The sequence below is a fragment of the Novosphingobium sp. Chol11 genome (genome assembly GCF_900218065.1).
GTDB lineage: Bacteria > Pseudomonadota > Alphaproteobacteria > Sphingomonadales > Sphingomonadaceae > Sphingobium > Sphingobium agri.
Genome location: NZ_OBMU01000001.1, coordinates 2,482,347 through 2,508,958 on the forward strand (window position 1 = coordinate 2,482,347; position 26,612 = coordinate 2,508,958).

A 26,612-nucleotide genomic window follows, 5' to 3' on the forward strand; every position below is an offset into this window, starting at 1 on the left:
CTTTCGCTGGGATGACGAATGTGGCGGGGGCGAGCATTGAAGGGCCATGACTTTCCCATGGCAATTAGCGTAAGGCGCTCGCCATGGCTCGCCCTTCCCGCCCCGCAGATATTCCCGGCCTTCCTGCACGCCGCGCCGCTTTGCGGCTGCTCGACGCCGTCCTGCGCCGGGGCGACCCGCTGGAGCTGGCGCTGCATGGCGCGGCGCAGGGGCTCCCCGCAGCCGATCGCGCGCTTGTCCATGCCATCGCCGCAGAAGCGCTGCGCCATCTGCCCGACCTAGACGCGCTGATCGACGGCGCGACTCGTCAGCCGCTGCCGAATGATGCGAAAGCGCGCATGGTGCTGCGGATCGCCCTTATCCAGGTTCTCGCGCTTGGCACGGCGCCGCACGCCGCCATCGCGACTGCCCTGCCGCTGGTGGATGGCGGGCCGCGCAAGCTGGTGCATGGCGTGTTCGGCACAGTGACTCGCGCCGCGCCCGCTCTGCCGGACCCGCCTACCCTGCCTGAAGAGGTCGCCGCGCGGTGGGAAGCGCAGTGGGGAGGCGACATGCCCGCCGCTGCGGCAAGCGCCTATGGCGTGCGTCCGCCCGTGGACGTCAGCCTGCGCCACCCGGCAGAGACGGCCGACTGGGCCGAAAAGCTGGGCGGCGAAAGCTTCGCTCCTGGTCATGTCCGCCTGCCCGATCATGCATCGGTTACGGAGTTGCCCGGCTTTGCAGAAGGCGTATGGTGGGTTCAGGATCTAGCGGCGTCCTGCCCCGCCCGCCTGCTCGGAACAGGCGGAGGCCGCACCGTGCTGGACCTTTGCGCCGCGCCCGGTGGCAAGACGATGCAGTTGGCCGCCGCGGGGTGGCAAGTGACTGCGCTGGATCAATCGAAGAAGCGCCTGGAACGGCTGAGCGAGAATCTGGCACGCACGGCGCTGGCCGCTACGATAGTGCAGGCGGACCTGCGCCAATGGGAGCCTGAACGCCAAGCCGACGCCATCCTGCTCGACGCTCCGTGCACCGCCACCGGCATTTATCGCCGCCATCCCGACGTGCTGCACCGCATCGGTCCGCGCCAGATCGCCGAGTTGGCAGAGCTGCAAGCCGAACTGCTGAGCCGCGCTGCCCAATGGCTGAAGCCTGGCGGGACCCTGATCTACGCCACCTGCTCGCTCGAAAAGGCGGAGGGCGAGGAGCAGCTGGAGGCATTTCTGCGTCAAAACCCCGGCTTCAGCCTTCAGCCAGCACAACAAGGCGAATTGCCGCAGGGCATTTGTCCCGATCCGGAGGGTTGGCTGCGCACTTTGCCCGACACATTGGCCGACAAGGGTTGCACGGATGGCTTTTTCGTTGCCCGCCTTGCTCGCGCGGCACAATGAACTAAGATCGGGGAACGTCAGAAAGGCCACGCTTGCGCCCGACCGAGCCCCTCCCCCTGCACCATAGTTGGCCGCTCTACGATCTGCGCCAGCATCTTGCGTCAGTATCCCTGGACGATCGCACCGCACGCGACGATCAGGCGCTGGCAGAGCGCGGGATCGGGCTGTGGCATTGCGATCTCAGCGACAACAGCCTGTCGTGGACCAGCGGCGTCTACGACCTGTTCGGCATAGAAAGGGGCGTCGCCGTTCCGCGCCCGCTTGCCACTTCGCTTTACCAGCCAGATTCGCGCGAGGCCATGGAGCAGCTGCGCGCCTACGCCATCCGTCATCGGCGCGGCTTCACCCTGGACGTGGATATTCGCCCGCTGGATGGCAGCGAATGCACGATGCGCCTTATCGCCGCGCCGATCCTGGAAGGCACGCGCGTGATCGGCCTGCATGGCGTCAAACAGTTTCTCCCGCGCGGCTCGGCGGGTTCCTGCGGCCTTGACCCCACCATTTTCATCCTGCCCTGAAATCCTTGGCCATACCCGCCGCAAAAGCCTGTGGATAAGGTCGAACTGCAGCGTTGCCCTTGATCGGTGGCGCGGCTAGAGCCGACTGTTGATGACCAGCCCGATCCTTATCTCGCCCTCCATCCTGTCCGCCGACTTCGCCCGCCTGGGCGAGGAGGTCCGCGCGATCGACGAAGCGGGTTGCGACTGGATTCATATCGATGTGATGGACGGCCATTTCGTGCCCAACATCACCATCGGCCCGGCCGTGGTGAAGGCGCTGCGCCCCCACAGCAAGAAGCCGTTCGACGTGCATCTGATGATCTCTCCGGTGGATCAGTATCTGGATGCCTTCGCGCAGGCAGGTGCCGACATCCTGACCGTCCATCCGGAAGCTGGGCCGCATATCCACCGCTCCATCCAGCACATCAAGTCATTGGGCGTACAGGCTGGCGTGGTGCTCAATCCCGGCACCCCGGCCAAGATGCTCGACTATCTGATCGATGATGTCGATCTGATCCTGGTGATGAGCGTCAATCCCGGCTTCGGCGGGCAGAGCTTCATCGAGAATCAACTGCGCAAGATCGAGGCGATCCGCAAGATGATCGACAAGAGTGGGCGCGACATCCGCCTGCAGGTCGACGGCGGCATCGACTTCACCACGGCGCCGCGCGCGATCGAGGCGGGCGCGGATGTGCTGGTCGCGGGCACGGCCACATTCCGTGGCGGGCCTTCCGCCTATGCCGACAATATCCGGAAGCTCAAGGGCGGGTGAGCGACAGGCGGCGCATCCCCAGCCCTTCGCTTGCGGATACGGCGGAATCAGAACCAGCCGAAAACGGGATCGAACAGGGCAAGCGGCTCATCCGCGTGGCGGATGACAAGGGCCTGTCGCTGGCCCAGCGGATCGCCAACCGCTTTTACCTGATGAGCTGGAAGACGCCGATCCACGGTCGGCGGCTGAAGGGAAAATATCCGCTCAAGCTGCTCGCGGTGCCCGATGATGAAATTCCGGGCGATGCGAAGGCGGGGCAGGCCATCCGCGCCGGTTATTTCCTGTTCCGTGGACTGAAGCAACCGCTCAACACGCTGGATTTCGACCGGCTGAGCGTCGTGCCAGCCTTTGCCGATTATCTGCACAGCTTCGCCTGGCTGCGCGACCTGTCGTCCGCCGCCACGCGGGAACAGGGTGCGCCCGTCGCGGAAGCCGTGCTGCGCAAATGGCTGGAGGCGCATGCCGAAACGCCGAGCGAACCGGCCTGGCGCGCGGACAATGCGGGTTGGCGACTGCTGTTCTGGTCGGCCCATGCGCCGCTCATCCTGTCATCCAGCGACCTGGTCTATCGATCGCTGGTGCTGAACTGCATCGCGCGGACGGCGCGGCATCTGGATCGCGGCGCTGACAAGGCACCGCTCGGCCTGCCTCGCCTGGTCGCCTGGGGCGGCATCGTCGCCGCCTCCATGCTGCTGCCCGGTGGCGCGGCACGGAAGATTTTCGGGGAAGCAGGCCTCAAGCGCGCAATCGACAATGCGGTGCATGGCGATGGCGGCATCGTGTCGCGATCGCCGCTGGATCAGCAGGGCGCCATCATGCTGCTTTCCATGGTGCGCGCCGTCTATGACGTGCGCCGGGAACAGGTGCCGCCTTTCCTGACCGAAGCGCTGGGGCGGATGGTGCCCGCCCTGCTTGGCCTCGCACATGGCGATGGGGGGCTGGGCAGCTGGCAGGGTGCGGGCGCTATCGATCCCTCCACGGTCGAAGCGGTGATCCGGGCGAGTCGGGTGCGCGCGCGGCCGCTGCGGCAGGCGAATGACTGGGGGTATCAGCGGCTGGTCGCGGGCCCTACCATCGTTCAGATCGACGCCGCGCCGCCGCCCGTGGCGCGTTTGGCAGCGGCGGGATGCGCCTCCACCACCGCGATCGAGATCAGCGATGGGCCGCAGCGGCTGATCGTCAATTGCGGCGGCGCGGCGCTGGAGGGCGCGTGGATGCCCGATGGGCTGGCGCAAGGGCTGCGCACCACGGCGGCGCACAGCACGCTGGTACTGAACGACACCAATTCCACCGCGCTGATGCCGGACGGCACGCTCGGCCGTGGTGTCACCGAAGTCGAGCTGCACCGGCAGGAGCAGGAAAGCGGCAGTCGCATAGAGATCAGCCATGATGGCTATGTCCGCCGCATGGGCTATGTCCATCGCCGCCTGCTGCTCGTCAGCATCGATGGCCGGGAAATCCGGGGCGAGGATTTGCTGACCCCCGCCGCCCGCCGCCGCAGGCCGGTGAAGCTGCCCGCGCAGTTGCGCTTCCATCTTGCGCCGCTGGTGGAACCTACGGCCACGGCCGACGGTATGGGCGCTCTGTTGCGGATCGAAATGGGGCCGATCTGGCAGTTCCGCGCCAATGCGGGGAAGCTCGCGATCGAGGAGAGCCTGTGGGTCGATGGAGAGGGCCGCCCGCACCAAACCCGCCAGCTGGTCATCACTGCCGAAGCGCTGCCCGGCGGGTCGACGATCGGCTGGCTCTTCAAGCGGATGAGCTAAGGCTCTTAACATCCAATCCTGTCCTTGCCGCATGGGCCCGGCAGGACTAGAGGGCTGCGGCAAGCCTGAGCGGCACCCGAACAGCAGGAAGCATCATGTCAGACGTCACCATCAAACGCGCCCTCCTTTCCGTGTCGGACAAGTCCGGCCTGGTCGAACTGGGCCAGGCGCTGGGCAAACATGGCGTCGAACTGGTGTCCACCGGCGGCACGGCCAAGGCTCTGCGTGATGCCGGGTTGGACGTGAAGGATATTTCGGACCTCACCGGCTTTCCCGAAATGATGGATGGGCGCGTCAAGACGCTGCACCCGAAGGTTCATGGCGGCCTGCTCGCCGTGCGCAACAATCCCGACCATGTCGTCTCGATGCAGGAGCATGAGATCGGCGCGATCGACCTCGTCGTCGTGAACCTTTACCCCTTCGCCGCCACGGTCGCCAAGGGGGCAGAGCGCGAAGAGATTATCGAGAATATCGATATCGGCGGCCCCTCCATGGTTCGCTCCGCCGCGAAGAATCATGAAAGCGTCGCCATCGTCACCGATCCGGCCGACTATGCTCGCCTGATCGCGGAGATGGAGGAAAAGGGCGGCGCGACCAGCTATGATTTCCGCCGTATGCTGGCGGCAAAGGCCTATGCCGCCACGGCCGCCTATGACTCGATGATCGCAAGCTGGTTCGCCTTTGCCGATCAGGGCGTCGATTTTCCCGAGACGCTGGCCGTGTCGAGCAAGCTCGGGTCGAGTCTGCGCTATGGCGAGAATCCGCACCAGTCCGCCGCGCTCTATCTGCCTGTTGGCCCGTCAGCCAACGGCATTGCTCAGGCCAAGCAGATCCAGGGCAAGGAGTTGAGCTACAATAATTATAATGATGCGGACGCCGCGCTCGAACTGGTCAGCGAGTTCCGTGATGGCCCGCCGACTGTGGTGATCGTGAAGCACGCCAATCCCTGTGGCGTGGCGACCGGCAACACGCTGATCGAAGCCTATGAAGCGGCGCTTGTCTGCGACAGCGTATCGGCCTTTGGCGGCATCATCGCTGTCAACCGTCCGCTCGACGGGCCTACGGCCGAGGCGATCAGCGGCATCTTCACCGAAGTGGTCGCGGCACCCGATGCCGATGACGATGCGAAGGCGATCTTTGCGAAGAAGAAGAACCTTCGCCTACTGCTGACCGGCGAACTGCCCGATCCCGCCCGCACCGGGCTGATGATGAAGAGCATCGCTGGCGGGCTGCTCGTGCAGAGCCGCGACAATGGCCGCATCACGCGCGACCAGTTGAAGGTCGTTACCAAGCGCGCGCCCACTGATCAGGAATTGAATGACTGCCTGTTCGCCTGGACCGTCGCAAAGCATGTGAAATCCAACGCCATCGTCTATGCCAAGGGCAACAGCACCGCAGGCATCGGCGCGGGGCAGATGAACCGCCTCGAGTCCGCTCGCATCGCGGCGTGGAAGGCCAAGGATGCCGCTGAAAAGGCAGGGTGGAGCGAAGCCCGCACCATTGGGTCGGCAGTCGCGTCCGACGCCTTTTTCCCCTTCGCCGACGGCCTCCTCGCCGCGGTCGAGGCTGGCGCTACAGCCGTGATCCAGCCGGGCGGATCCATCCGTGACGAGGAAGTCATCGCGGCGGCGGATGAGGCGGGGCTGGCCATGCTATTCACCGGCATGCGGCACTTCCGCCACTGATCCTGTCATGCCGATGCGAGAGGGGGCACATTCCTTTCGCATCCGCAAAAATAGCTGATTTCTGCCACTTTCAGCCAAGTGGCCTCTTCCCAATGCCTTGCGCACATCCTATTTTCGAGCCGACCCCAGGCCCATGCAGGCTGCGGGCAACCATTGTTCGCAGGAGACATAGGATGACCATGAAGACGCTGGCGGCGTTGGCTGCCACGATGACCCTCGCCTTACCTGTTTCGGCACTCGCCTCAAGCACGCTGGTCGTGGATGCCCGCGCAGGCACAGAGACGCGCAGCATCATGGTTTCCGTGGCCGACCTGAATCTGGCGAGCGCGCACGGCGCCCGCTTGGCAAATTCCCGCATCGATCGCGCAGCCAAGCAGGCCTGCGGCTGGTTCAGCGGCTCGATCCAGCAGCCTACGCGTGAATTCCGCGACTGCTACAGCAGCGCCCTGGAAAGCGCGCGGGGCAGTCTGGACGGTTCGGTACAGGGACAGCATCAGGGCTGATCCGTCACGAATAGCGACAGGGCCGTACATGCGGCCCTGTCATGCTTACCCGCCCGTTAACCATTCCTTAGATGATTTCCGCCACTCCCGATGATAGAAGTTAGCCTATCGGGGGGCATTGCATGTCGGAAATCGACCAGAATGTGGATGTCGCCATCATCGGCGCGGGTCCGGCAGGCCTGACTGCGGCCTATCTGCTGACGAAGAAGGGCTACACAGTCACCGTCATCGAGAAGGACCCCCGCTATGTCGGCGGGATCAGCCGCACTGTCGAACTGAACGGTTTCCGCTTCGATATCGGCGGCCACCGCTTTTTTTCGAAGTCTAAAGAGGTTGTCGATCTCTGGAACGAGATCCTGCCCAATGATTTCATCCAGCGTCCCCGGATGAGCCGCATCTATTATGAGGGCAAATTCTACAGCTATCCGCTGCGCGCTTTCGAAGCATTGTGGAACCTTGGCCTGTGGCGATCGACGCTATGCATGGCGAGTTTCGCAAAGGCCAGGCTGCTGCCGAACCGCAACGTCCGCTCCTTCCAGGATTGGACGGTGAATGCCTTCGGGCACAAGCTGTTCTCGATTTTCTTCAAGACCTATACCGAAAAGGTCTGGGGCATGCCCTGCAACGAGATGTCGGCCGATTGGGCGGCGCAGCGGATCAAGGGCCTGTCGCTCTGGGGCGCAGTGAAAGACGGGCTTAAGCGGTCGATGGGGCTCAACAAACGGCCCAATGACGGCATGGCGGCCAAGACCTTGCTTGAAAGCTTTCGCTATCCGCGCCTTGGGCCCGGTATGATGTGGGAAGCGGCACGGGATTTCGTGGTCGCTCGCGGGAACCGGGTGCTGATGGCGCATGGTCTGAAGCAACTGTCACATGACCAGGGCTCCGGCCAATGGCAGATGGTTGCCCAGGGCCCGGGCGGCGATGTGCTGCTGAAGGCCCGTCATGTGATCAGTTCCGCGCCGATGCGTGAGCTTGCAGGCCGCATCCACCCCCTGCCCGCAACGCTCGGCAATGCGATGGAGCTGAAATATCGCGACTTCCTGACCGTCGCCCTGATGATCAAGTCGGAAGACCTGTTTCCCGACAATTGGATCTACATTCATGATTCAAAGGTCCAGGTCGGCCGCATCCAGAATTTCCGCAGCTGGTCTCCGGAGATGGTGCCCGATCCGTCGCTCGCTTGCGTGGGCCTGGAATATTTCTGCTTCGAGGGCGACGGCCTCTGGTCATCGAGCGACGACGCCTTGATCGAACTGGCCAAGCGCGAAATGGCGATCCTGGGGCTCTGCGACCCCGCCGACGTGGTCGGCGGAGCGGTCGTTCGCCAGGAGAAGGCCTATCCGGTCTATGACGACGACTATGCCGCCAATGTGCTGAAGATGCGGACCGAGCTGGAGCAACTCTACCCGACGCTGCATCTGGTCGGCCGCAACGGCATGCATCGTTATAATAATCAGGATCATGCGATGATGACCGCCATGCTGACCGTGCGGAACATCGAAGCGGGTGAACGCCAGTTCGACACCTGGGCCGTCAATGAGGATGCCGAATATCATGAGGCTGGCGCGGAAGGCGAAGAGACGGTCGGGCAGAAGGCAGCGCTGACCAGCCTGCGGCGGGTCCCCGGTCGCTTGAGGGCCGCTTGAACCGGCAGTCATGGCATTGACGAACCTAAGCTATCTGACCAGCGCTGTTGCCGTTCGTTTCACGCTCGTCCGCTATGTGCTGGCGAGCCTGTGCGCGCTCTGCGCCGACATGCTGTTGTTCCTGGCGCTGCTGCGGATTGATGTTCCGCCGACCCTGGCGGGCGCGATTGGCTATACCGGCGGGCTGCTGCTGCACTGGCTGATCAGCGTTCGCTTTGTCTTCCCGTCGGCTGTTGGTCCTACAACCAAGCAACGGCTGGGCTTTGTCGTCAGCGCAGCGGTTGGCATCGGCGTGACCTCGGGCCTTATCAGCGCATTGGGAGCGGCAGGCATGGCTCCGGCGATGGCGAAGCTCTTTGCCATCCCGGTAAGTTTCCTGGGGGTATATGCGATCCGGAAATATGGCGTCTTCGCCGCTCGCTAAGGCCCGTACAGGGTTCACCCGCGACCTGGGGATGCACGGCGTTCCGCGCGCCCGCTGGCTCATCCTGGCCTGGCTATGCTGTGCCGCTGTCCTGCTGTGGCTCTCCCGAAACGAGCTTGGCGCCTTGGGGTTTCGTGATCCGGATGACGCGATGCGCCTTCAGCAGGTGCGGGACTGGCTTTCCGGCCAGCCCTTCCTGGACGTCAGTCAGCACCGCGTGAACCCGCCTTTCGGCGGCCCGATGCATTGGTCGCGGATCGTGGATGCGCCAATCGCGGCCATGATCCTGATCCTGCGGCCGATGGTGGGCAGCAACCTGGCCGAGATAGTGGCCTGTTCGGCGGTTCCGTTGATCTTGCTGGGGGCTTTGGTGTGGGCCGTCCATTGCGCGTCTGCGCATGTCGCCGGGAAGCCAGCGGCCATGCTGGCGCCCGTCCTGGTGCTCATCACGCCGACAATCCTCGTTCAGTTCGGGCCACTGCGGATCGATCATCATGGATGGCAGATCCTCATGGCGGCGATCGCGCTCGCAGGCGCGATGGACCCGCACGCCCGACGCGGCGGGGTGGTCGCTGGCGGGGCAATGGCGGTCTGGCTGCAGATTTCGAGCGAGGGGTTGCCCTATGCCGCCTTGTTCGCGGCCATATTGGCGTTGCGCCAGTGGCGCGATCGCAATGAAGTTGCCCGCTTTGTGGCCTATGCCCTGACTTTGGGCGGCGCCGCGCTGTTCTTGCTGGCCATCCTGCGCGGCCTGCCTCCCCTGGTGCAGGCGCAGTGCGACGCGCTGTCAGCGGCCTATGTGTGGCCACTGCTTGCCTTTGCGGTTGTCACACCCCTTGCCTTTCACCTCGCTCCTGCCTCGGCACTGGGGCGCTTCCTTGCCGCCGGGTCGGGTGCCCTGGCAGCGGCTGCGCTGTTCGTCATTACCGGCCGCCCCTGCCTGACGGGCGATCCGTTCCAGGCACTTGGGCCGATCGCCTATAAGCTTTGGTATCTGCACGTCATGGAAGGCCGTCCGATTTGGGAACAGGGCCGCTCGATGATGGGCCTTATCCTGCTGCCGCAGCTGGCAGGGCTGACTGGTTCGCTTCTGGCCGTGCGTGCCAGCCAATCGGCAAAGACCCGCGACCGATGGCTGGCTGTGGTGCTGCTTCTGACCGGATCGACGCTGATCGCCATGCTGGTGATGCGGGCTATGTCCGTGGCTCATGTTCTGGCCTTGCCGGGCCTTGCCTGGCTCATGTTGCGGCTCTTCCGCCGCGCGCAACAGCAATCCGCAACCCTGCCGAGGGTGTTTGCCTCTTCCGCCGTCGCCCTGCTCACGCCAGCGGCCTTGTGCGCGATCTGGATCGCGGTGACGGCGAGCGCGGACGACAAGGCAGAAAAAGCGGCTACGCCCGCCGGAGAATGCCGCAGCGCCGACGCCTTGGCACCGTTGCGGCGACTGCCCCGATCAACGCTGTTTGCCCCGCTGGATATGGGCCCCGACATTCTGATCAGGACCCATCATAATGTCATCGGCACGGCCCATCACCGCAATGCGGCCGGGATCACCGCAGTCGTCGAAGCCTTCACCGCGCCGCCATCAAGAGCCAGGGACATTCTGAGCGCGTTGAATAGTGGCAAGGGACCGGACTATCTGGTGACATGCGCAGGCCTCAATGAATTCAGGCATTATGCCGACGAACATCCCGGCAGTCTGGCGTCTGTGCTGGACAAGGGCGCTACTCCCGCATGGCTGAAGCCGGTGAAGGTTCAAAGCACCGCAGCCCTGCGGGTCTACAGGATCATGCCGCCGAAAAGCTGAGGGCAACGCCGTTCATGCAATAGCGCTTGCCGGTAGGTCGCGGCCCGTCATCGAACACATGGCCGAGATGGCCGCCGCACCGCGCGCAATGGACTTCGATACGGGGATATACCAGCGAGAAATCCCGCGACGTGCCCACGGCGCGTGGCAGCGGCGCCCAGAAGCTTGGCCAGCCGGTGCCGCTGTCAAACTTCGTCTTAGCGTCGAACAAGCCCTGTCCGCAGCCTGCGCATTTGAAGATGCCAGGACGATGTTCCTTGTTGAGCGGGCTGGTGAAGGGATGCTCGGTCGCATGTTTGCGCAGCACGTTGTACGCTAGGGGGCTCAAGCGTTTGCGCCACTGCGCGTCCGTCAGCGAGAAGGGATAAGCGGCAGCCTCGCCTCCTCCAAGGGCCCAGACGGTAAGTGCGGCGGCTCCGCCCAAGCTACTCTTGAGAAGGTGACGGCGATCCATCATTCTGTCCTAACTTGCCGGGGCTGAGCGGCGCCTGAACAATTTCCTGCTGCTACCCTGCCCAGATTTGAGGACATGCCGCCGGAACAGCCCTACGCCTAGCCGAATGATAGCAGCCACCCAGATCGCCTGCCAGATGATCGCAACGATATGGGGCCAAAGGGCTGCATCCTGCGCCGCCCGCGCGATCATCGCGAAGGGTGAGGAAAAGGGAAAGAGGATCGCGGCGATTTCAGGCGCTGATCCCATATGATCGACGGCATAGGTGGCGAAGAAGAACACGCCCATCTGCGCCATGGTGACCGGCATGTTGAGAGTCTGCACTTCGCGCACTGTGGCGGCCTGCGCGCCAATCCCGAGGAATAGGGAGCCAAGAAGCGCATAGGCCATGGTGAAGTAGATACCGCCAAGCAACAGAAAAATAGGCCATCCGACTGCGGGAGTGGGCGGCGCGATATCCGGGCCTGCGAAGATCCTGACGCCGAACACGACGCCTGCTCCCCAGAAAGCGATGCCGACGAAGCTCATCCCGAGCATCGCGATGAGCTTGCCGAGGAACACAGAGTCGATCGGAACGGCGGCGGCCAGGATCTCGATCACCTTGTTGGTCTTTTCCTCGACAAGATTCGACAGGACCATGCCGGCCAGCAACATGGTCAGCAGGAAAATGAGCACTTGGGCAGCACGGCCGGTCAGCAGGCGGGACTGCGCTTCCGCGCCAGCGCTCGCCGTCACCAGCTGCTTTGCGACCCGCACATGAGGCAATTGCTCGCCGGCCACGGCGGCGCTGGCAAGCAGGTTTATATCACCCTCCAGCATGGCCAGGTCGCCGGCCTTTCCTGTCAGCACGGGTTTGTCGATCGTGCCTGAAACAATGGCGATGAAGCGCGTGTCCGGCCGCGTGAGCAAAGAGCGAGGGTCACTTGGGGGAGCGCGTTGCAGGCGGGGGAGGTTGGCCGCCCCAACGCGCGCGGCCAGCATGTCGTGCGCATGTTCCATCCGCGCGGCGTCATCGGCCGCCATGGCCAGGCCGACGGTCGGACGCAGGCTTTCGGTCGTGATCTTTTCACCCAGCCCCCCGAACGCCATGCCGATCACCACCGGGAACAGGGGACCGAGCAGGAAAAGGATGAAGGTCTTGGAAAAGATCACGGCGGAAAAATCGCGGCGGGCAATCACCAGGGCGGCGCGCAGGATCTGGCTCATCCGGCCAGTTCCTCTTCCGCACCCTGCATCTGCCGGGCCGCGGCTGCGCCCGCAATGGAAACGAACGCGTCATGCAGGCCCGGCCGTTCGATCGAAAGGCTCTCAATGCCTGCCTGTCCGTCGAGCAGGGCGCGCAGCAGCGGTTCGATCCCCTCGTCCGGCAGATCGAAATGCCAGGCGCCATCGGCCGCCAATGTCTCGGCCGGGAGTGCGCGGCGCCAACTGCCATCGCTCGCGCGCGTCCTCAGTCGCACTTGCGGCCGGAGCTTGTCCCGCGCCTCGCTCACCGATCCCTCGAACCGGATCTGCCCACCAGCCACGATCGCGATGCGTTCGCAAAGACGTTCGGCGTGCGCGATGACATGGGTGGAGAAGAGGATGGTGACGCCGCGCCGTGCCTGATCACGGATCAGCGTTTCCAGCTTGCCCTGGTTGATCGCGTCCAGGCCGGAAAATGGCTCGTCCAGAACGATCAGCTTCGGCTCATGAACGATCGTCCCGAAAAGCTGAACGGTTTGGGCCATGCCTTTCGACAATTGGCGGATCGGCTTGTCGACAGAGGCGCCCATGCCATGTTCGGTGAGCATCGCCCGGGCGCGTTCCCGCCCGACCTTGATCGGCAGCCCGCGCAGGGCACCCATGAAGGCGATCGCCTCCGCGGCCTTCATGGACGGGTAAAGGCCGCGCTCCTCAGGCAAATAGCCGATAGCGCGCGCCTGGCGCAGCGGAACGTCGTCGCCCAGCAATCTACGATGGCCTTCATCAGGATCGATGATGCCGAGCAGGGTGCGCAGCAAGGTCGTCTTGCCCGCCCCGTTCGGCCCCAGGATGCCATAGATCGACCCGGCTGGAACGGCGATGTCGATGCCATCGACTGCCCGGAATTTGCCGAAAGTCTTGACAAGAGCATGGCCTTCGACGGCATAGGCCGAAGAAGGAGCCGGATTGTTACGGATCATCCCCTCCTGATAGTCGCACAGCATGCCAACGCAAACCGAATCCTTGGAACAGCGCCTGAAGGCGCAGGCGCGGCGGCTGGGCTTTGCCGCATGCGCCATCGCGCGCGCGGACGCTGCACCTGAGGCGGGACGGCGGCTGCGGCAATGGCTGGACGATGGGTGCCATGGCGAGATGCTGTGGATGGAGGAGCGCGCCGAGCAGCGAGGCTCGCCGCAAGCGCTGTGGCCCGACGTGCGCAGCGTCATCATGCTTGGGATGAGCTATGCCCCCGCGCGCGATCCGCTGGCGCTGGCCGATGAGGGCGACCGTGGACGGATTTCGGTCTATGCGCAGGGGCGCGACTATCATGATGTGGTGAAGAAGGGGCTGAAGAGCCTTGCCCGCTGGCTGGTCGAAGAGCAGGCAAGCGCGCTCAAGGTCTTCGTCGATACCGCGCCGGTGATGGAAAAGCCGATCGCGGCGGCGGCGGGGCTGGGTTGGCAAGGGAAGCACAGCAATCTTGTCAGCCGCGACCATGGCAGCTGGCTCTTCCTGGGCGCGATCTACAGCGAGATTGCCTTGGAGCCCGACCTGCCGGAAACGGACCATTGCGGCAGTTGTACCGCTTGCCAGTCGGCCTGCCCTACCGATGCGTTTCCTGCGCCCTATGTCGTCGACGCGCGCCGCTGCATCTCTTACCTCACCATCGAGCATAAAGGGCCAATCCCACGGGAGTTTCGCGACAAGATCGGCAATCGCATCTATGGCTGCGACGATTGTCTGGCAGTGTGTCCGTGGAACAAGTTCGCCGACGCGGCCGCCGCCAATCGGGCGTTCATCGGCCGGGCCGAACTGGCCGCGCCTGAACTTGGCGACCTGCTGGCGTTGGACGATGCGGGGTTCAGAGAGGTCTTCTCGGGATCGCCCATCAAGCGGATCGGACGCAACCGGATGGTGCGCAACGCCGCGATAGCAGCAGGAAACAGCGGTGATCCGAAGCTGCTGACACCTTTGCGTCCTTTGCTGACCGACGACGATCCCGTCGTGGCAGAAGCGGCCGCCTGGGCCGTGGAGCGGCTATCGGCGCTGTGACCTAACGGTGGAGAGCTGAAGCGCAGGCGCCAGCATCCATATCGGCGCCAGCGGGCGTCCGTGCATCGACATGGGTGACGACCGGCTCCTTGCCGCGAGCAGGGGTGTAGAGATAGGCGTCAAGCACGCAGCGGCCATTCGCGAACTGAAGCTTGCGCATGCTGCTTTCCCTGATGTCCAGACGGGGCGTGCCGAATTGCTGGACGAGGTGGCGCGCGTCCATGCCCATGAGCGGACCTGATTTCATGAAGGCGCTGGCGGGCGGACCCGAAGGCGACCGTCCAGCTGGTGAAGGCGGCACGATCGAGCCACCACAGGCCGACAGAGACAGGGCCAGCAAGGCGCAGAAGACAGGATGAGGGGCTTTCATGAAGACTTGCTCCGGACACCGTGCAGCATGTGTACCGCCATAGCCGCGCTCCAAACCGGTGCAAGCAGGTTGATGAAGGGGATGAGGAACAGAAGCGCCGAAACGAGGCCTAGAAGCCATCGGCTGCCGCCAGACATGGTGACAAGCCCGGCATGCCGCTGCTCCACCATCTCGCTGAGGTCGCGGCCGAGGAGATAGGCATTGAGTATGAGGAAAAGCAGGATCGTCCCGATACCGGTTATCAGAAGGACCAGATAAAGAGGGAGCGCGAGCAGGTTCCAGCCCGCCGACCGCCCGGCCGAGCGAAGAGCCAACCGGACGCTGCGCGCAAAGCCCAAGGGACGAGCCGAAGCTGCGGCGGCGGGATAGCTGTCCTGCTCCACCGCAATGACGATATCATCGGCGAACAGGTTCATTATCGCCATGGCGATCGTCCGGAAGAGCAACCAGGCAAGGGCAAAGACGACCAATGCGGTTGCCGCAGCTTCGGCAAAGCCGCCCCCGCCCCATCCGAGATATTGCCGCGCGCCATGTATCAGCGCCCAAAGCGCCAGAGCGGCCACGGCGAAAATGATCAGCGTCAAGGCCAGCGTCTTTGCAAGGAGGCGCAAGGCCGCTGGATGAAAGATCGCGGGGAAGGCGCGAAAGGCAGCGGCGATCACCATGATGACGCTATTCCCCGCCGCGCCTGTCCGGTCAATCTGCAACATTGCGCGCGGCAGCCGGGCCGGATAGACACGGCGCGATTTCACAGCCTTCTGATAAGGATTTCGCGTGACCGCTGCTGCTGCTCCCTCGCTAGATGTTGTCGCGATCGGCAATGCCATCGTCGACGTGCTTGCTCCTAGCGACGACGCATTCCTGGCCGAACATGCGCTGGCGAAGGGCGGCATGCAGTTGATCGATGCGGCGACTGCCGAAACGCTTTACGCCAACATGGGGGCGGCTAAGGAAATCAGCGGGGGATCGGCCGCGAACACGCTTGCCGGGCTTGCAGCCCTTGGCAAGCGCTGCGCCTTTATCGGGCAGGTCTGCGACGACCAACTGGGCGCGGTTTTCACCCATGATGTGCGAGCGCTCGGCATTCGTTACGATACGCCAGCGGTGAAGGGGGACGTGCCCACGGCTCGCTGCCTGATCCTGGTCACGCCAGACGCGCAGCGGACGATGAACACTTTCCTCGGCGCGTCACAGTTCCTGCCGGAATCGGCCCTTGACCTTGATCTGATCCGATCCGCATCGATCCTCTATCTGGAAGGCTATCTGTGGGACCCCGAGCAGCCGCGGGCTGCGATGCGTGCGGCCATCGATGCCGCCAAGGACGCCGGACGCAAAGTCGCCTTCACGCTGTCGGACGGCTTCGTCATCGAACGGCATCGGGATGATTTCGTGCAGCTTATCGATCAGGGCTTGGTCGACATCCTGTTTTCCAACGAAAGCGAAATCCAGTCGCTGGCGCAGATTGACGATTTCGACAAGGCGGTCGCCGCTTTTTCTGGCCGGGTTCCAGTGCTGGTTTCAACACGGAGCGAAAATGGCGCAGTCGCTGTCGTGGACGGTGTCCGTTATGAAGTTCCGGCAGCGCCCGTTGCACAGATCATCGATACGACGGGCGCGGGCGACCTGTTCGCTGCGGGCTTCCTGGCCGGGCATGTCGAGGGGTTGGACGTGCATCATTGCCTGGAATTGGGCGCTGCTGCCGCGGCCGAGGTCATTTCCCATTGGGGCGCGCGGCCGGAGCAGGACCTGAAACTGATCCGGGCGGCACTTCCAAGGTAAGAAGGCCGGACCGACACTGAGCGCGTGCGGCTCGTTCCTGATTGCAGAGACAATGGCGGCACAGCCTTGGCTAGGCTTGAACGGCTTTCTGCCGCCGGAACAGGGCGCGGTCGTCGGGACCGAAGCCCCACCGCCATATGACCAGGCTGTAGACGACCAGAATCGTCGCCACGCCAAAGACAAGCTCCACCCATTCAAGCGCCGGTGGCAGGGCGACGAAAGCGGCGCCGACGATGCAGGCGACGCCGCACGCGCTGAGCAGCGGCCAGCGCCATGCATTCACCCGCGCCTTCAAAAGGTGCGATAGCAAGCGCGCTTTTACGAGCGCCCCTACCCCGAGCGCGATGGTCAGCGCCAAGGCGGGTGCAGCTGCTATCGCCATGACCGGGAGTTCAAAGCGCCGCGCCAAGGCTATCAGGCCGAAACTGAGCGCAGCCTGCAATCCGATCATGACCAACGAAATCATCAGATTGCGATGGCGAGCGATGTAGACGAGCGCGGACTCGCTGACCACCGCGGTCGCCGCGACGACTTCGGCGAGCAGGAGGAAGGCGAGCGCCCCGGTGCCGCCGACGAAATGCGGGCCGACCAGGCCCATCACGGCCTCGCCCGGAATACCAAGCGCCAGGGCAATGCCCGCCTGCGCAGCGATGATCCAGAAGCCTACCTGGCTCACCTGCCGCGCAATGGCGGTCAGATTGCCTTCGGCAAGATTGCGCGTGATGACGGGGCCCAGGATGGGATCGAAGCTGGTCTTCAGCTTTTGCGGCAAGGATGCGACCTGCTGCGCGACATAATAGACGCCGACGATGGCGGGGCTGACGAACAGGCCCAGGATGGCGAGGTCAAGGCGGCGCGACCCCCACTCCACGCCATCGGCAGCAGCGAGCGGCAGGTTGCGCCGCGCCAGCCTCCACAACCTGCCGAAGTCCGGACGCCAGCCGAAGGGAATGCCATAGTGGCGGGTCATGGGGATGATGGACGCAACCAGCGCGGCGACCATGGAGACGACGTATGACAGGATCAGGCCGTCGCGCGTCGAGTAGAAGGCGAAAGCGAAGGCACCGATGCTGATCGCCCAGGGTTCTATGATGGACCTGGCCCGAACCGTCGCCCCTATATCGAACCGATAGGCACAAGCGGCCAGCGCGACATCCGATCCGGCGACCGCGATGACGATGAGTGCCAGCAGACGGTCCAGGCCATTGATGCCGCTATTGGGGAACATGGCTTGGGGGAATGCGACCAATATGCCGCTGCCGATCGCGGCGGCGATCAGCGTCACGAGCATCGCGTCGGTCACCACATGGCTATGCGGGCGCTCGGTCTGCGCCAATGCGCCAGCCAGGCCACGCTTCAGCCCAAGCGTTGCAAGCTGGGCGACGAATTCGACGACCAGCACGGCATAGGCGAAGCGGCCAAGGGCATCCGCACCGTACCAGCGGCCTGCGATGAACAGAAAGGGCAGGCGCGCAGCCAGCCGCAGGAGAAAGCCGAACACATTTGTCCGGCCGCCTTTGGCAAGCGCCGCGATATCATCCTGTTGCGCGGAGGGATTTTGCTCAGCCGGCAAAGAAAGAGAGTCCCCCTGTCGCGTCATATTTTCTGGTGCCGGATGGTAAACAATAAATGATCGGAGAGCGACGGATTTATTCCGGCCGCAACGGACGGGCGAGCAGCGCGTCGATGACTTCACCCAAGGGCGCCGCATCTTCGAGCAGGGCACAGACAGCTTCCACCACCGGCATTTCGACGGATGCCGCACGGGCCGCTTCGCGCAGCACCGGCGCGGTGAAAGCGCCTTCGGCGACTGTGCGGCGATTGGCAAGAAGCTCCCCTGCCGGCTTCCCTTCGCCCAGCCCCTTCCCGAGGGAGAAATTGCGCGAATTGGTCGACGAGCAGGTGAGGACCAGGTCACCCAGGCCCGACAAGCCCGAAAGAGTTTCAACCCGCGCCCCCCGAGCAAGGCCGAACCGGGTCATTTCGGCAAACCCACGGCTGATGAGTGAAGCGCGGGCATTGAGCCCAAGGCCAGCGCCCTCTGCAACGCCGCACGCGATGGCGAGCACGTTCTTCACAGCTCCGCCGATTTCCGCGCCTACGACGTCGTCCGACACATAGGGGCGGAAGGCGGGGCGCGCGACACGCGCCGCTATGCGATCGGCCAGTTCTGCATCTTCGCATGCAAGAGTGATGGCGGTAGGCAGTCCCCGCGCGACTTCATGCGCGAAGGTCGGGCCGGACAAGACACCAATCGGCGAGCGAGGCTGGGCCTGCCTGGCGACTTCAGACATCAGCAGACCGCTGCCCGCTTCAATACCCTTTGAGCAGAGGACGAGCGGGAGACCGGCAGGCAGTCCGGTTACGATGGTGCGCAGATGCTGAGCTGGGCAGACGATGAGCAGCAGGTCGCGATCCGCCATATCCGCCATATCACCTGTGGCATCCACGGCGGGACTCAGAGGAATGTTCGGCAGATAAAGCGGATTGAGATGGTCTTCATTGACCGCGCTGACCACGTCCGGCTCAAGCGCCCACAAGCGAACATGCTCCCCCTGGGAAGCAAGGGTCTGCGCCAGCGCCGTGCCCCAAGCGCCCGCTCCGATAACGCCCACCTTCATGCCTTCACTCCTGCCCCGCGCGCTTTCTCCGCATCCGGATCCAGCGGCCAGCGCGGCCGAGCTGGAACGGTAAGATCATCGACCAGCCCGGCCGCATGGCGCTCCGCCCCCGCCCAGGCGATCATCGCCGCATTGTCCGTGCAAAGCCAGAGCGGCGGCGCGACAAAGGGAAGATCATGCCGCGCGGCGAGCGCTTGGAGCGCTGCGCGGATCGACTGGTTGGCAGCGACCCCTCCCGCGACGACGAGGGCGGTTATCCCTTCAAGCGTAGCGAGCTGCTTTTCCGTCCGATCGACTAGGCAATCTATTACCGCCTGCTGAAAGCTCGCGGCGATATCCTCGGTTGCATATTGGCCCGATTGAGCCGCGCGCATTACGGCGCTCTTCAGGCCAGCGAAGGAGAAATGCGGCTCGGCCGTTCCGACCAGGGGGCGCGGAAGAGGTACGGCTTGCGGGTTGCCGCTGGATGCCGCGCGTTCGACCGCCGGTCCACCCGGATAGCCGAGGCCAAGCAGTTTCGCAGTCTTGTCGAAGGCCTCTCCGCTGGCGTCATCGATCGTCGTCGCCAGCCTGGAATATTCTCCTGGTCCGCGAACATGGAGCAGTTGGCAATGCCCGCCAGATACCAGCAGCAGCAGATATGGGAATTGCAGCGCCGGATCAGCGAGGCGGGGCGACAGGGCGTGGCCCTCCAGATGATTGACGGCGACCAGCGGCTTGTTCACGGCATGGGCGAGCGCCTTGCCCGTCACCAATCCGACCATCACGCCGCCGATCAAACCCGGTCCCGCCGTGGCGGCGATCACGTCCACCTGCTCCAGCGTCAGTCCGGCGTCGGCGAGCGCGGCTTGGATCAAGGGAGCAAGCGCCTCGACATGCGCGCGGGCGGCGATTTCCGGCACCACGCCGCCATAGGGGCGATGCGCCTCTTCCTGCGTCGCCAGCCGGTGCGCGAGGATTTTGCCCTCAGCCGTCACCAGCGCTGCCGCAGTTTCGTCGCAGCTTGATTCCAGGCCAAGGATGATCGTCATTGCCGCTTCCATCTAATGCCCACGGATATTAGAGCAAGCGGCATATGACATCGCACTCCTACACGCCTGATCGTCCGCTGCGCCTTGGTACGCGAGGTTCGCCATTGGCGCTGGCGCAGGCGCGCATGACGGCGGAGGCGCTGTGCGCGCGGCATGGGTGGGATGCGGACGTGATCGCGACTGTCGTCGTCCAGACGAGCGGCGACCGGATTCAGGACAGGGCACTGGCCGAAATCGGCGGCAAGGCGCTGTGGACCAAGGAACTGGACCGCGCGCTGATCGAAGGGCAAATCGATTTCGCCGTTCATTCCATGAAGGATGTGGAGACTATACGGCCTGCGGAAATCACGATCGCGGCGATGCTGCCGCGGGCGGATGTGCGGGATCGGCTGGTCGGGGCGGAAAGTTTCGAGGCGTTGCCGGACAATCCGGTGGTGGGGTCGAGTTCGCCACGGCGGGCGGCGCAGGTGAAGCGGCTTCGCCCGGATGCGCGGGTCGTGCTGTTCAGGGGCAATGTCGCGACGCGGCTGGCGAAGCTTGCTGCCGGAGAGGTGCACGCGACCCTGCTTGCAGCGGCCGGGCTCGACCGGCTGGGGCAGCCGGACGTGGGAACATGCATTCCGCTTGACGTCATGTTGCCAGCGCCATCGCAGGGGGCAGTGGGGATCGAGACGCTGAGCGGCAATGCGGAGATGCTGGCCTTGCTCGCCGAGATCAACGACGTCGATACGTTCGATTGCGTGACGGCGGAGCGCGCGGTTCTCAAGGGTCTTGGCGGCACATGCCATTCGCCAATCGCAGCCCTGGGCCGTTTGGAGGATGGCGGCATTCGTCTTGCAGCGGAGATATTGAGTCCCGATGGCCGCGAGCGGGTCGAGGATGTGAGGATCATCAGCCGAGGGGACAGCGCCGCCGCCGAAGCGCTGGGACGATCGCTGCTGGAGCGAGCAAGCGCAGAACTGCGCGCGCTGTTCGAAGCGTGAAGCCCGTCATCATCCTGCGGCCGGAGCCAGGGGCGAGGGAGACGGCTGCGCGGGCGATGAAGCTCGGCCTTATGCCCCGCCTGTGCCCCCTGTTCGAAGCGCGGCCGATCGACTGGGACGCACCGCCAGCCGAGCGGTTCGACGCGCTGCTCATGACCAGCGCGCAGGCAGCGCGGCTCGGCGGGCCGCTGCTTTCCCGATACAGACGGCTGCCCGCCTATGCGGTCGGGCACGCCACGGCCCGCGCCATGGAAGAACAGGGATTCGAGCATGTTACGGAGGGCGACCGGGATGGCAGCGCGATTGCCGCGCGCATCGCGGCTGACGGGCACGCCCACGTCCTGCACCTTGGTGGAACGACCCTTGCCCGGATCGATTCCGGGCCGCTGACGATCGATCGGGTGGCGGTTTACACGATCGGAGGGCGGCCGGACGCAGAGATCGATCCCCATTTGGAGCCCGGCGCCATACTGCTGGTTCATTCGCCTCGCGCCGGGAGTAGGCTCGCGGAACTGATCGGGCCGGAGCGGCGCGGCAGCCTGCATGTGATCGCCATCAGTCCAGCCGCGCTTACCGCTTGCGGGCCGGGCTGGTCGAGCGGCCAGGCGCCTGAATTGCCCGATGATGAGAGGATGCTGGCCCTCGCGGCGCGATTGTGCGAATGATCCCGCCAAGATGGAAGAGAGGTCCTCGATGAGCGAAGAAGGCGGCGCAGCGAGCGCGACAGCGATCCCGCCGGTTCCTGCACGCACGCGGGGTTCCTGGACGACTTTCCTTGCCGTGGTCCTCGCTTTCGTGATCGGCGTGGCGATTGCGATAGTGGCGATGTTCTATTTCCAGGGGCGCTGGGCTGGATCGCCCTCCCGCCCTGCCCTAGCCGCTGATCCTTATCCAAGATCCGGCGTCGCGCTGCGTCCGCTGTCGGCCGACGCCGGGCAAATGCTGGACGGGCGGGTCGTACAATTGGAAGAGCGGCTCAACCGCATCACGGTCGAGGCTCAGGCAGCCTCAGGCAACGCAGCCCGCGCCGAGGGGCTGCTGGTCGCTTTTGCCGCGCGGCGCGCGCTCGATAGCGGGACGCCGCTCGGCTATGTCGAAGGACAGTTGAGGCTGCGCTTCGGCCAAGCCCAGCCCCGCGCGGTGGCGACCATCATCAATGCTGCGCGCGAGCCGGTGACGCTCGCCGACCTGCGGGCCGGCCTTGCCACCGTGTCGGATCAGCTGACGACCCCGGGGCCGCAGAGCAGCTGGTGGGATTCGGTCGAGCATGAAGCGCGCGCTTTGTTGACCATCAGGCGGTCATCCACGCCCTCTCCCCGCCCCGAGGCCGCGATGGAGCGTGCACTGCGCTATATCGACGCGGGGCGGGTGGGTGCGGCGTTGACGGAAGTCGAAGCCATGCCGGGTAGAGCCGCCGCCGACCGGTGGATGCAGTTCGCCCGCCGCTATATAGAAGCCCGGCGCGCGCTGGACCTGATCGAGACGGCGGCGATCCTGGAACCCCGGCAGTTGCGCGGCGTCGACGGCGGGCCAGTCGCGCAAACCTCTCCCCTCGCCCCCTGAACCCACTGTCATAATCGGCGAGCCGTTGCCCCGGCTGCACGAAACCATTGGACGCGCTGGGCATTTGTCATGAGAATGTCATCTTTCGCCCTCCGGGCCATGGAGACTATTTTCTCGTGCCGCCTTATGTTCGATCGATCAGTGGTTTGTGGAAGGGGCGCGAGGCGCAGCCCGCGCGGCAGGTTGGTCGGCCGTCCTGGCAGCATCTGATCGCCAACGCATCCATGCCTGTCGATCTCGCCCGCACGCGGGCGCGAAGGGCCGCCTTGTCGCGCGCGATAAAGGGTGACGGGCGGCATGTCCTGTTGATTCCCGGCCTGCTCGCGTCCGAACAGAGGATGGAGCCGATGCGCACCATATTGGAGGCGGCAGGATTCCATGCCCATGGCTGGGGCATGGGGCGCAATCTTGGCCCGCGCCCTGACACGCTGGAGCAGATCGGCCGGAGGGTGGACGCCATCCGCAGCCGGAGCGGCGCGCCCGTAACCCTGGTGGGCTGGAGCCTCGGCGGCCTGTTTGCGCGGGAATATGCGAAATGTGCACAGGAGAAGGTTGCCGGGGTGATTACCCTCGGATCGCCCTTTTCCGGCGATCCACGCGCCAATCATGCATGGCGGCTCTATCAGATGGTGGCAGGCCATCCGGTCGATTGCCCGCCCTTTGCCTGCAGCCGGGATGTGAAGCCACCGGTTCCGACCATCGCGCTATGGTCGCGGCGGGATGGCGTCATCCTGCCGGAATGCGCGAAGGGCCGTGCCCATGAGCGCGACAGAGCCATCGAGGTGGACTGCACGCATATGGGCTTTGCCGTTGCGCCGGAAGGCATACTGGCCGTGGGCGAGGCGCTGAAAGCGTTGGGCAACTGATCTGGTCAGCTGTGTTTTGGAAACATGTTCAATCTGAACCACTTGATCCGTTCAGATTGAGCTTGTCGAAGCCCTCTCCTCCTTGAGAAAATTAGAGCCCTTCGACGGGCTCAGGGCGAACGGTGTGAGAGGTGGTGCCGATCTAAGCACAACTTTCCAGGGTCAGCCTAAGCGCCGAAGCGCTTCCTCCTTAGCGATCAGCGGCAGGAGCTGCGCCATGTCGGGGCCATGATCGAGGCCTGTGAGCGCACGGCGGAGCGGCAGGAACAGCATCTTGCCCTTTCGACCGGTCCGTTCCTTGAGCGCGCCAGTGAGCGCGGGCCAGATGTCAGGCCCGAAGTCCAGGCCGAGCAGGATTTCGCGCGCGGTGGCGAGGAAGGCGCGATCATCCTCATCAGGCGCAGGCGCTTCGACAGGGCCGGTCACGATACGCCACCAATCGGCGGCCTGCGACATATTCTCCAGATTGGGCCGGATGGCGTTCCATCCAGCTTCATCCATCCCGGCAGGCAGGCGGGCGGACACGGCTTCGTAGGGTAGAAGGTGGACGATCTTCTGGTTGAGCGTTGCCAGTTCCGCTTCATCGAAACGCGCGGGCGCGCGGCCGAAATGCGCAAAGTCGAAGCTTTCGACCAACGGATCGACATCGGCGAAGGGCTCGATCGGCATGGAGGTGCCAAGGCGGGCGAGCAGGGAAAGGACAGCCATTGGTTCCAGTCCGATTTCACGGAAATGCGCAACGCCGAGTGAGCCCAGCCGCTTGGAAAGCTTGCCTTCGCTGCCGGTCAGCAGAGCCTCATGCGCGAAGGATGGCAGCTGCGCGCCCAGAGCGGCGAACATCTGGATTTGCGCCGCCGTGTTGGACACATGGTCTTCGCCACGCAGCACATGGGTTATGCCCATGTCGACATCGTCGATCACGGACGGGAGCATGTAGAGCCAACTGCCATCGGCGCGGCGGATCACGGGGTCGGACAGCAGCTTGGGGTCGAAGCGCTGCTCGCCACGGATGAGGTCGGTCCAGAGGATCGGCTGATCATGATCGAGCCTGAAACGCCAATGGGGCTTGCGGCCTTCGGCTTCATGGGCGGCGATCTGGTCGCCGGTCAGCGACAGGGCGGCGCGGTCATAGACCGGGGGAAGGCCCCGGCCGAGCAGCACCTTGCGCCGCAGTTCCAGTTCCTGGCTCGTTTCATAGGCCGGATAGACATGGCCCGACGCCTTCAACTGCTCGAAGCGGCTTTCGTAGAGGGCGAAGCGATCCGATTGCTTTTCTTCCGCGTCCCAATGGACGCCGAGCCAGGACAGGTCCGCCTTGATCGCGTCGGCATATTTGGCGCGTGACCGTTCAAGATCGGTATCGTCGAGGCGCAGAAGGAACTTGCCGCCGCTTTTGCGCGCCCAAAGCCAGTTGTGCAGCGCGGCGCGGATATTGCCGACATGAAGGTTGCCGGTAGGCGAGGGAGCGAAGCGGGTGATGACGGTCATGAGCTTAAAGCGTCCGGAAAGCGTTGGTGATCGGATAGCGGCGATCACGCCCGAAATTGCGAATGCCCAGCTTTACGCCCGGAGGCGACTGGCGGCGCTTATATTCCGCGACATAGAGGAGGCGCTCGATCCGGGCGACGACATCCTTGTCGAAGCCGCGCGCGACAAGCTGTTCGACGGACAGTTCCTCTTCGACCAGGCCATAGAGGATCGGGTCCAGCACTTCATAGGGCGGTAGGCTGTCCTCATCCTTCTGGTCCTCGCGCAGTTCCGCGCTTGGCGGCTTGGTGATCACGCGCTCCGGCATGACCGGACCAGAGGGCCCGAGGCCGAGCGAGGAGACATTCTCGTTCCGCCAGCGGCTGAGGTCGAAGACGGTGGTTTTGTAGGCGTCCTTCAACACCGAATAGCCGCCCGCCATGTCGCCATAGATGGTGGCGTAGCCGACCGACATCTCGCTCTTGTTGCCTGTGGTCAGCAGCATGTGGCCGAACTTGTTCGACAGGCCCATGAGCGTGACGCCACGGATGCGGGACTGGAGATTTTCTTCCGTCAGGTCGCGCTGCCGCTCCGCGAAGACATCGGCGAGCATCGTGTCGAACGCTGCCACGGCAGGTTCGATTCCGATGCTGTCGTAGCGGATGCCGAGCAGGCGGGCGCATTCGACGGCATCGTCCAGGCTGTCCTGGCTGGTGAAGCGCGACGGCAGCATGACGCTCCAGACGCGATCGGGTCCCAGGGCGTCCACCGCCACCGCTGCCGACAACGCCGAATCGATGCCGCCTGACAGGCCCAGGACGACGCCAGGAAAGCCGTTGCGGTTCACATAGTCGCGCAGGCCGAGCACCATCGCATTATAGATGTCGGCCGGGCGGCTATCGAGTTCATGCCGATCGCCGGGGATGCAGACCCACTGGCCTTCCCACTTTTCCCAATGGGTGAGGACGAGGGCTTCTTCCCAATCGGGCAGTTGGTGAGCGATGCTGCGGTCGGCGCCCATGACGAAGGACGCGCCGTCGAACACCAGTTCATCCTGGCCGCCCACGCGGTTGAGATAGACGAGCGGCAGGCCGGTTTCCCGCACGCGCGTGCCAGCGACGGCGTTGATGCGGCGATCGTCCTTGTCGACTTCGAACGGGCTGCCATTGGGGCTGATGAGGACTTCCGCTCCTTCCGCGCGCAGATGGGCTGTGACGAAGGGAAACCAGATATCCTCGCAGATCGGCACGCCGATCTTCACGCCGCGGAAATCGATGGGCGCGGGCAGCGGGCCGGGCGCGAAGAGGCGCTTTTCATCGAAGGTGCCATAATTGGGCAGCTCGCGCTTTTGCCGGATGGCGGTGACCGCGCCGTCTTCCAGCAGGGCGACGACGTTGAACAACACGCCTTGCGACACGACCACCGTGCCGACCAGCATCGCCGGGCCGCCGTCCGCCGTCGCTTGCGCCAGGCGATCCAGCTCATGGTTCGCGCGGTCGACCAGCGCGGGCTTCAGCACCAGGTCTTCGGGCGGGTAGCCGATCAGCTGAAGTTCGGGAAAGACGATGAGGTCGGCTCCGGCCGCGCGGGCCCGCCATTCGAGCATCGCGTCCGCATTGGCCTTCAGGTCGCCCACGCTCTGTGTCATCTGGGCAAGGGCGATCACGAGTTTGTCGGTCATGGCCGCGCCCTAGTCCATTTTGCCCGCCTGCGCAAAAGCGCCTTTCCACTGAGGGCAAGCGCCGCTAAAGGGGCCGCGTTTCGC

The 26,612-nt window shown here is 64.4% G+C and carries 25 protein-coding genes; 15 read left to right on the forward strand and 10 right to left on the reverse strand.

The genetic code is table 11. From position 1 onward, the window contains the following. Positions 1-83 precede the first annotated feature (83 nt). From NCHOL11_RS12325 to NCHOL11_RS12365, 9 genes are all read left to right on the forward strand, one after another. Positions 84-1,370, forward strand: coding sequence for an RsmB/NOP family class I SAM-dependent RNA methyltransferase (locus NCHOL11_RS12325; protein WP_097092553.1), 1,287 nt, complete (start codon positions 84-86; stop codon positions 1,368-1,370). A gap of 32 nt (positions 1,371-1,402) precedes the next feature. Next, a complete protein-coding gene (locus NCHOL11_RS12330) occupies positions 1,403-1,888 on the forward strand; it encodes a diguanylate cyclase (protein WP_097092554.1) in 486 nt (161 codons plus the stop codon). 91 nt (positions 1,889-1,979) lie between these two features. Then, complete coding sequence (gene rpe, locus NCHOL11_RS12335) at positions 1,980-2,642, forward strand: ribulose-phosphate 3-epimerase (protein ID WP_097092555.1); 663 nt, start codon at positions 1,980-1,982, stop codon at positions 2,640-2,642. Next, positions 2,639-4,408, forward strand: a complete 1,770-nt coding sequence (locus tag NCHOL11_RS12340) for a heparinase II/III family protein (RefSeq protein WP_097092556.1) — start codon at positions 2,639-2,641, stop codon at positions 4,406-4,408. Before rpe ends, NCHOL11_RS12340 begins: the two co-directional genes overlap by 4 nt. A gap of 95 nt (positions 4,409-4,503) precedes the next feature. Next, positions 4,504-6,093: a bifunctional phosphoribosylaminoimidazolecarboxamide formyltransferase/IMP cyclohydrolase gene (purH, locus tag NCHOL11_RS12345; RefSeq protein ID WP_097092557.1), complete on the forward strand. Its 1,590-nt coding sequence runs from the start codon at positions 4,504-4,506 to the stop codon at positions 6,091-6,093. 173 nt (positions 6,094-6,266) lie between these two features. Further along, positions 6,267-6,596 (forward strand): UrcA family protein, encoded by a 330-nt coding sequence (locus NCHOL11_RS12350; protein WP_097092558.1) that lies wholly within the window; start codon positions 6,267-6,269, stop codon positions 6,594-6,596. A 122-nt stretch (positions 6,597-6,718) separates the two neighbouring features. Next, positions 6,719-8,245: an NAD(P)/FAD-dependent oxidoreductase gene (locus NCHOL11_RS12355; protein WP_097092559.1), complete on the forward strand. Its 1,527-nt coding sequence runs from the start codon at positions 6,719-6,721 to the stop codon at positions 8,243-8,245. Positions 8,246-8,255: 10 nt separating this feature from the next. Continuing rightward, positions 8,256-8,669, forward strand: coding sequence for a GtrA family protein (locus tag NCHOL11_RS12360; RefSeq protein WP_097092560.1), 414 nt, complete (start codon positions 8,256-8,258; stop codon positions 8,667-8,669). Then, on the forward strand, positions 8,632-10,476 hold the full coding sequence (locus NCHOL11_RS12365; RefSeq protein WP_369680242.1) for a hypothetical protein: 1,845 nt from the start codon (positions 8,632-8,634) through the stop codon (positions 10,474-10,476). The genes NCHOL11_RS12360 and NCHOL11_RS12365 overlap by 38 nt, the downstream gene beginning before the upstream one ends. Here NCHOL11_RS12365 and msrB read toward each other — a convergent pair. From msrB to NCHOL11_RS12380, 3 genes are read right to left on the reverse strand one after another with little or no spacing between them, the layout of a single operon-like run. After that, the gene (gene msrB / locus NCHOL11_RS12370) at positions 10,457-10,930 is read right to left on the reverse strand and encodes a peptide-methionine (R)-S-oxide reductase MsrB (RefSeq protein ID WP_097092932.1); all 474 of its coding nucleotides are present in this window, start codon (positions 10,928-10,930) and stop codon (positions 10,457-10,459) included. The genes NCHOL11_RS12365 and msrB overlap by 20 nt on opposite strands. 9 nt (positions 10,931-10,939) lie before the next feature. After that, entirely contained in the window at positions 10,940-12,136 is a 1,197-nt protein-coding gene (locus NCHOL11_RS12375) for an ABC transporter permease (protein ID WP_097092562.1), read from the reverse strand. Beyond that, entirely contained in the window at positions 12,133-13,095 is a 963-nt protein-coding gene (locus NCHOL11_RS12380; RefSeq protein ID WP_097092933.1) for an ABC transporter ATP-binding protein, read from the reverse strand. The genes NCHOL11_RS12375 and NCHOL11_RS12380 overlap by 4 nt, the downstream gene beginning before the upstream one ends. Before the next feature lie 22 nt (positions 13,096-13,117). Between NCHOL11_RS12380 and queG the strand changes: the two genes are divergently transcribed. Further along, positions 13,118-14,167, forward strand: a complete 1,050-nt coding sequence (queG, locus tag NCHOL11_RS12385) for a tRNA epoxyqueuosine(34) reductase QueG (RefSeq protein WP_097092563.1) — start codon at positions 13,118-13,120, stop codon at positions 14,165-14,167. A gap of 1 nt (position 14,168) precedes the next feature. On the opposite strand, the gene NCHOL11_RS12390 is transcribed toward queG, so the two are convergent. Then, entirely contained in the window at positions 14,169-14,537 is a 369-nt protein-coding gene (locus tag NCHOL11_RS12390) for a hypothetical protein (protein WP_097092564.1), read from the reverse strand. Beyond that, positions 14,534-15,202, reverse strand: a complete 669-nt coding sequence (locus NCHOL11_RS12395; protein WP_097092934.1) for an EI24 domain-containing protein — start codon at positions 15,200-15,202, stop codon at positions 14,534-14,536. The genes NCHOL11_RS12390 and NCHOL11_RS12395 overlap by 4 nt, the downstream gene beginning before the upstream one ends. A gap of 109 nt (positions 15,203-15,311) precedes the next feature. On the opposite strand from NCHOL11_RS12395, the gene NCHOL11_RS12400 reads away from it, so the two are divergent. Next, positions 15,312-16,316, forward strand: coding sequence for an adenosine kinase (locus NCHOL11_RS12400; RefSeq protein ID WP_097092565.1), 1,005 nt, complete (start codon positions 15,312-15,314; stop codon positions 16,314-16,316). Positions 16,317-16,386: 70 nt separating this feature from the next. On the opposite strand, the gene NCHOL11_RS12405 is transcribed toward NCHOL11_RS12400, so the two are convergent. Genes NCHOL11_RS12405 through tsaD form a run of 3 tightly spaced genes read right to left on the reverse strand, consistent with a single transcriptional unit; the run spans position 16,387 to position 19,968 of the window. After that, the gene (locus NCHOL11_RS12405; protein ID WP_097092566.1) at positions 16,387-17,916 is read right to left on the reverse strand and encodes a lipopolysaccharide biosynthesis protein; all 1,530 of its coding nucleotides are present in this window, start codon (positions 17,914-17,916) and stop codon (positions 16,387-16,389) included. A 49-nt stretch (positions 17,917-17,965) separates the two neighbouring features. Further along, positions 17,966-18,937: an NAD(P)H-dependent glycerol-3-phosphate dehydrogenase gene (locus NCHOL11_RS12410; protein WP_097092567.1), complete on the reverse strand. Its 972-nt coding sequence runs from the start codon at positions 18,935-18,937 to the stop codon at positions 17,966-17,968. Next, entirely contained in the window at positions 18,934-19,968 is a 1,035-nt protein-coding gene (tsaD, locus tag NCHOL11_RS12415) for a tRNA (adenosine(37)-N6)-threonylcarbamoyltransferase complex transferase subunit TsaD (protein WP_097092935.1), read from the reverse strand. Before tsaD ends, NCHOL11_RS12410 begins: the two co-directional genes overlap by 4 nt. 44 nt (positions 19,969-20,012) lie before the next feature. Here tsaD and hemC point away from each other — a divergent pair, with 44 nt between their 5' ends. The 4 genes from hemC (at position 20,013) to NCHOL11_RS12435 (ending at position 23,380) form a co-directional block, all read left to right on the forward strand. Continuing rightward, positions 20,013-20,951 carry a hydroxymethylbilane synthase gene (hemC, locus tag NCHOL11_RS12420; protein WP_097092568.1) on the forward strand — a complete coding sequence of 313 codons (939 nt, stop codon included), beginning with the start codon at positions 20,013-20,015 and terminating at the stop codon, positions 20,949-20,951. Then, the gene (locus tag NCHOL11_RS12425; RefSeq protein WP_097092569.1) at positions 20,948-21,616 is read left to right on the forward strand and encodes a uroporphyrinogen-III synthase; all 669 of its coding nucleotides are present in this window, start codon (positions 20,948-20,950) and stop codon (positions 21,614-21,616) included. Before hemC ends, NCHOL11_RS12425 begins: the two co-directional genes overlap by 4 nt. Positions 21,617-21,644: 28 nt before the next feature. Next, entirely contained in the window at positions 21,645-22,514 is an 870-nt protein-coding gene (locus NCHOL11_RS12430) for a hypothetical protein (RefSeq protein ID WP_441339479.1), read from the forward strand. 116 nt (positions 22,515-22,630) lie between these two features. Continuing rightward, complete coding sequence (locus tag NCHOL11_RS12435) at positions 22,631-23,380, forward strand: esterase/lipase family protein (RefSeq protein WP_097092936.1); 750 nt, start codon at positions 22,631-22,633, stop codon at positions 23,378-23,380. A gap of 162 nt (positions 23,381-23,542) precedes the next feature. On the opposite strand, the gene gltX is transcribed toward NCHOL11_RS12435, so the two are convergent. Further along, positions 23,543-24,868 (reverse strand): glutamate--tRNA ligase, encoded by a 1,326-nt coding sequence (gltX, locus tag NCHOL11_RS12440; protein ID WP_097092571.1) that lies wholly within the window; start codon positions 24,866-24,868, stop codon positions 23,543-23,545. Positions 24,869-24,872: 4 nt separating this feature from the next. Further along, positions 24,873-26,528, reverse strand: a complete 1,656-nt coding sequence (locus NCHOL11_RS12445; RefSeq protein WP_097092572.1) for an NAD+ synthase — start codon at positions 26,526-26,528, stop codon at positions 24,873-24,875. Between the last annotated feature and the right edge of the window lie 84 nt (positions 26,529-26,612).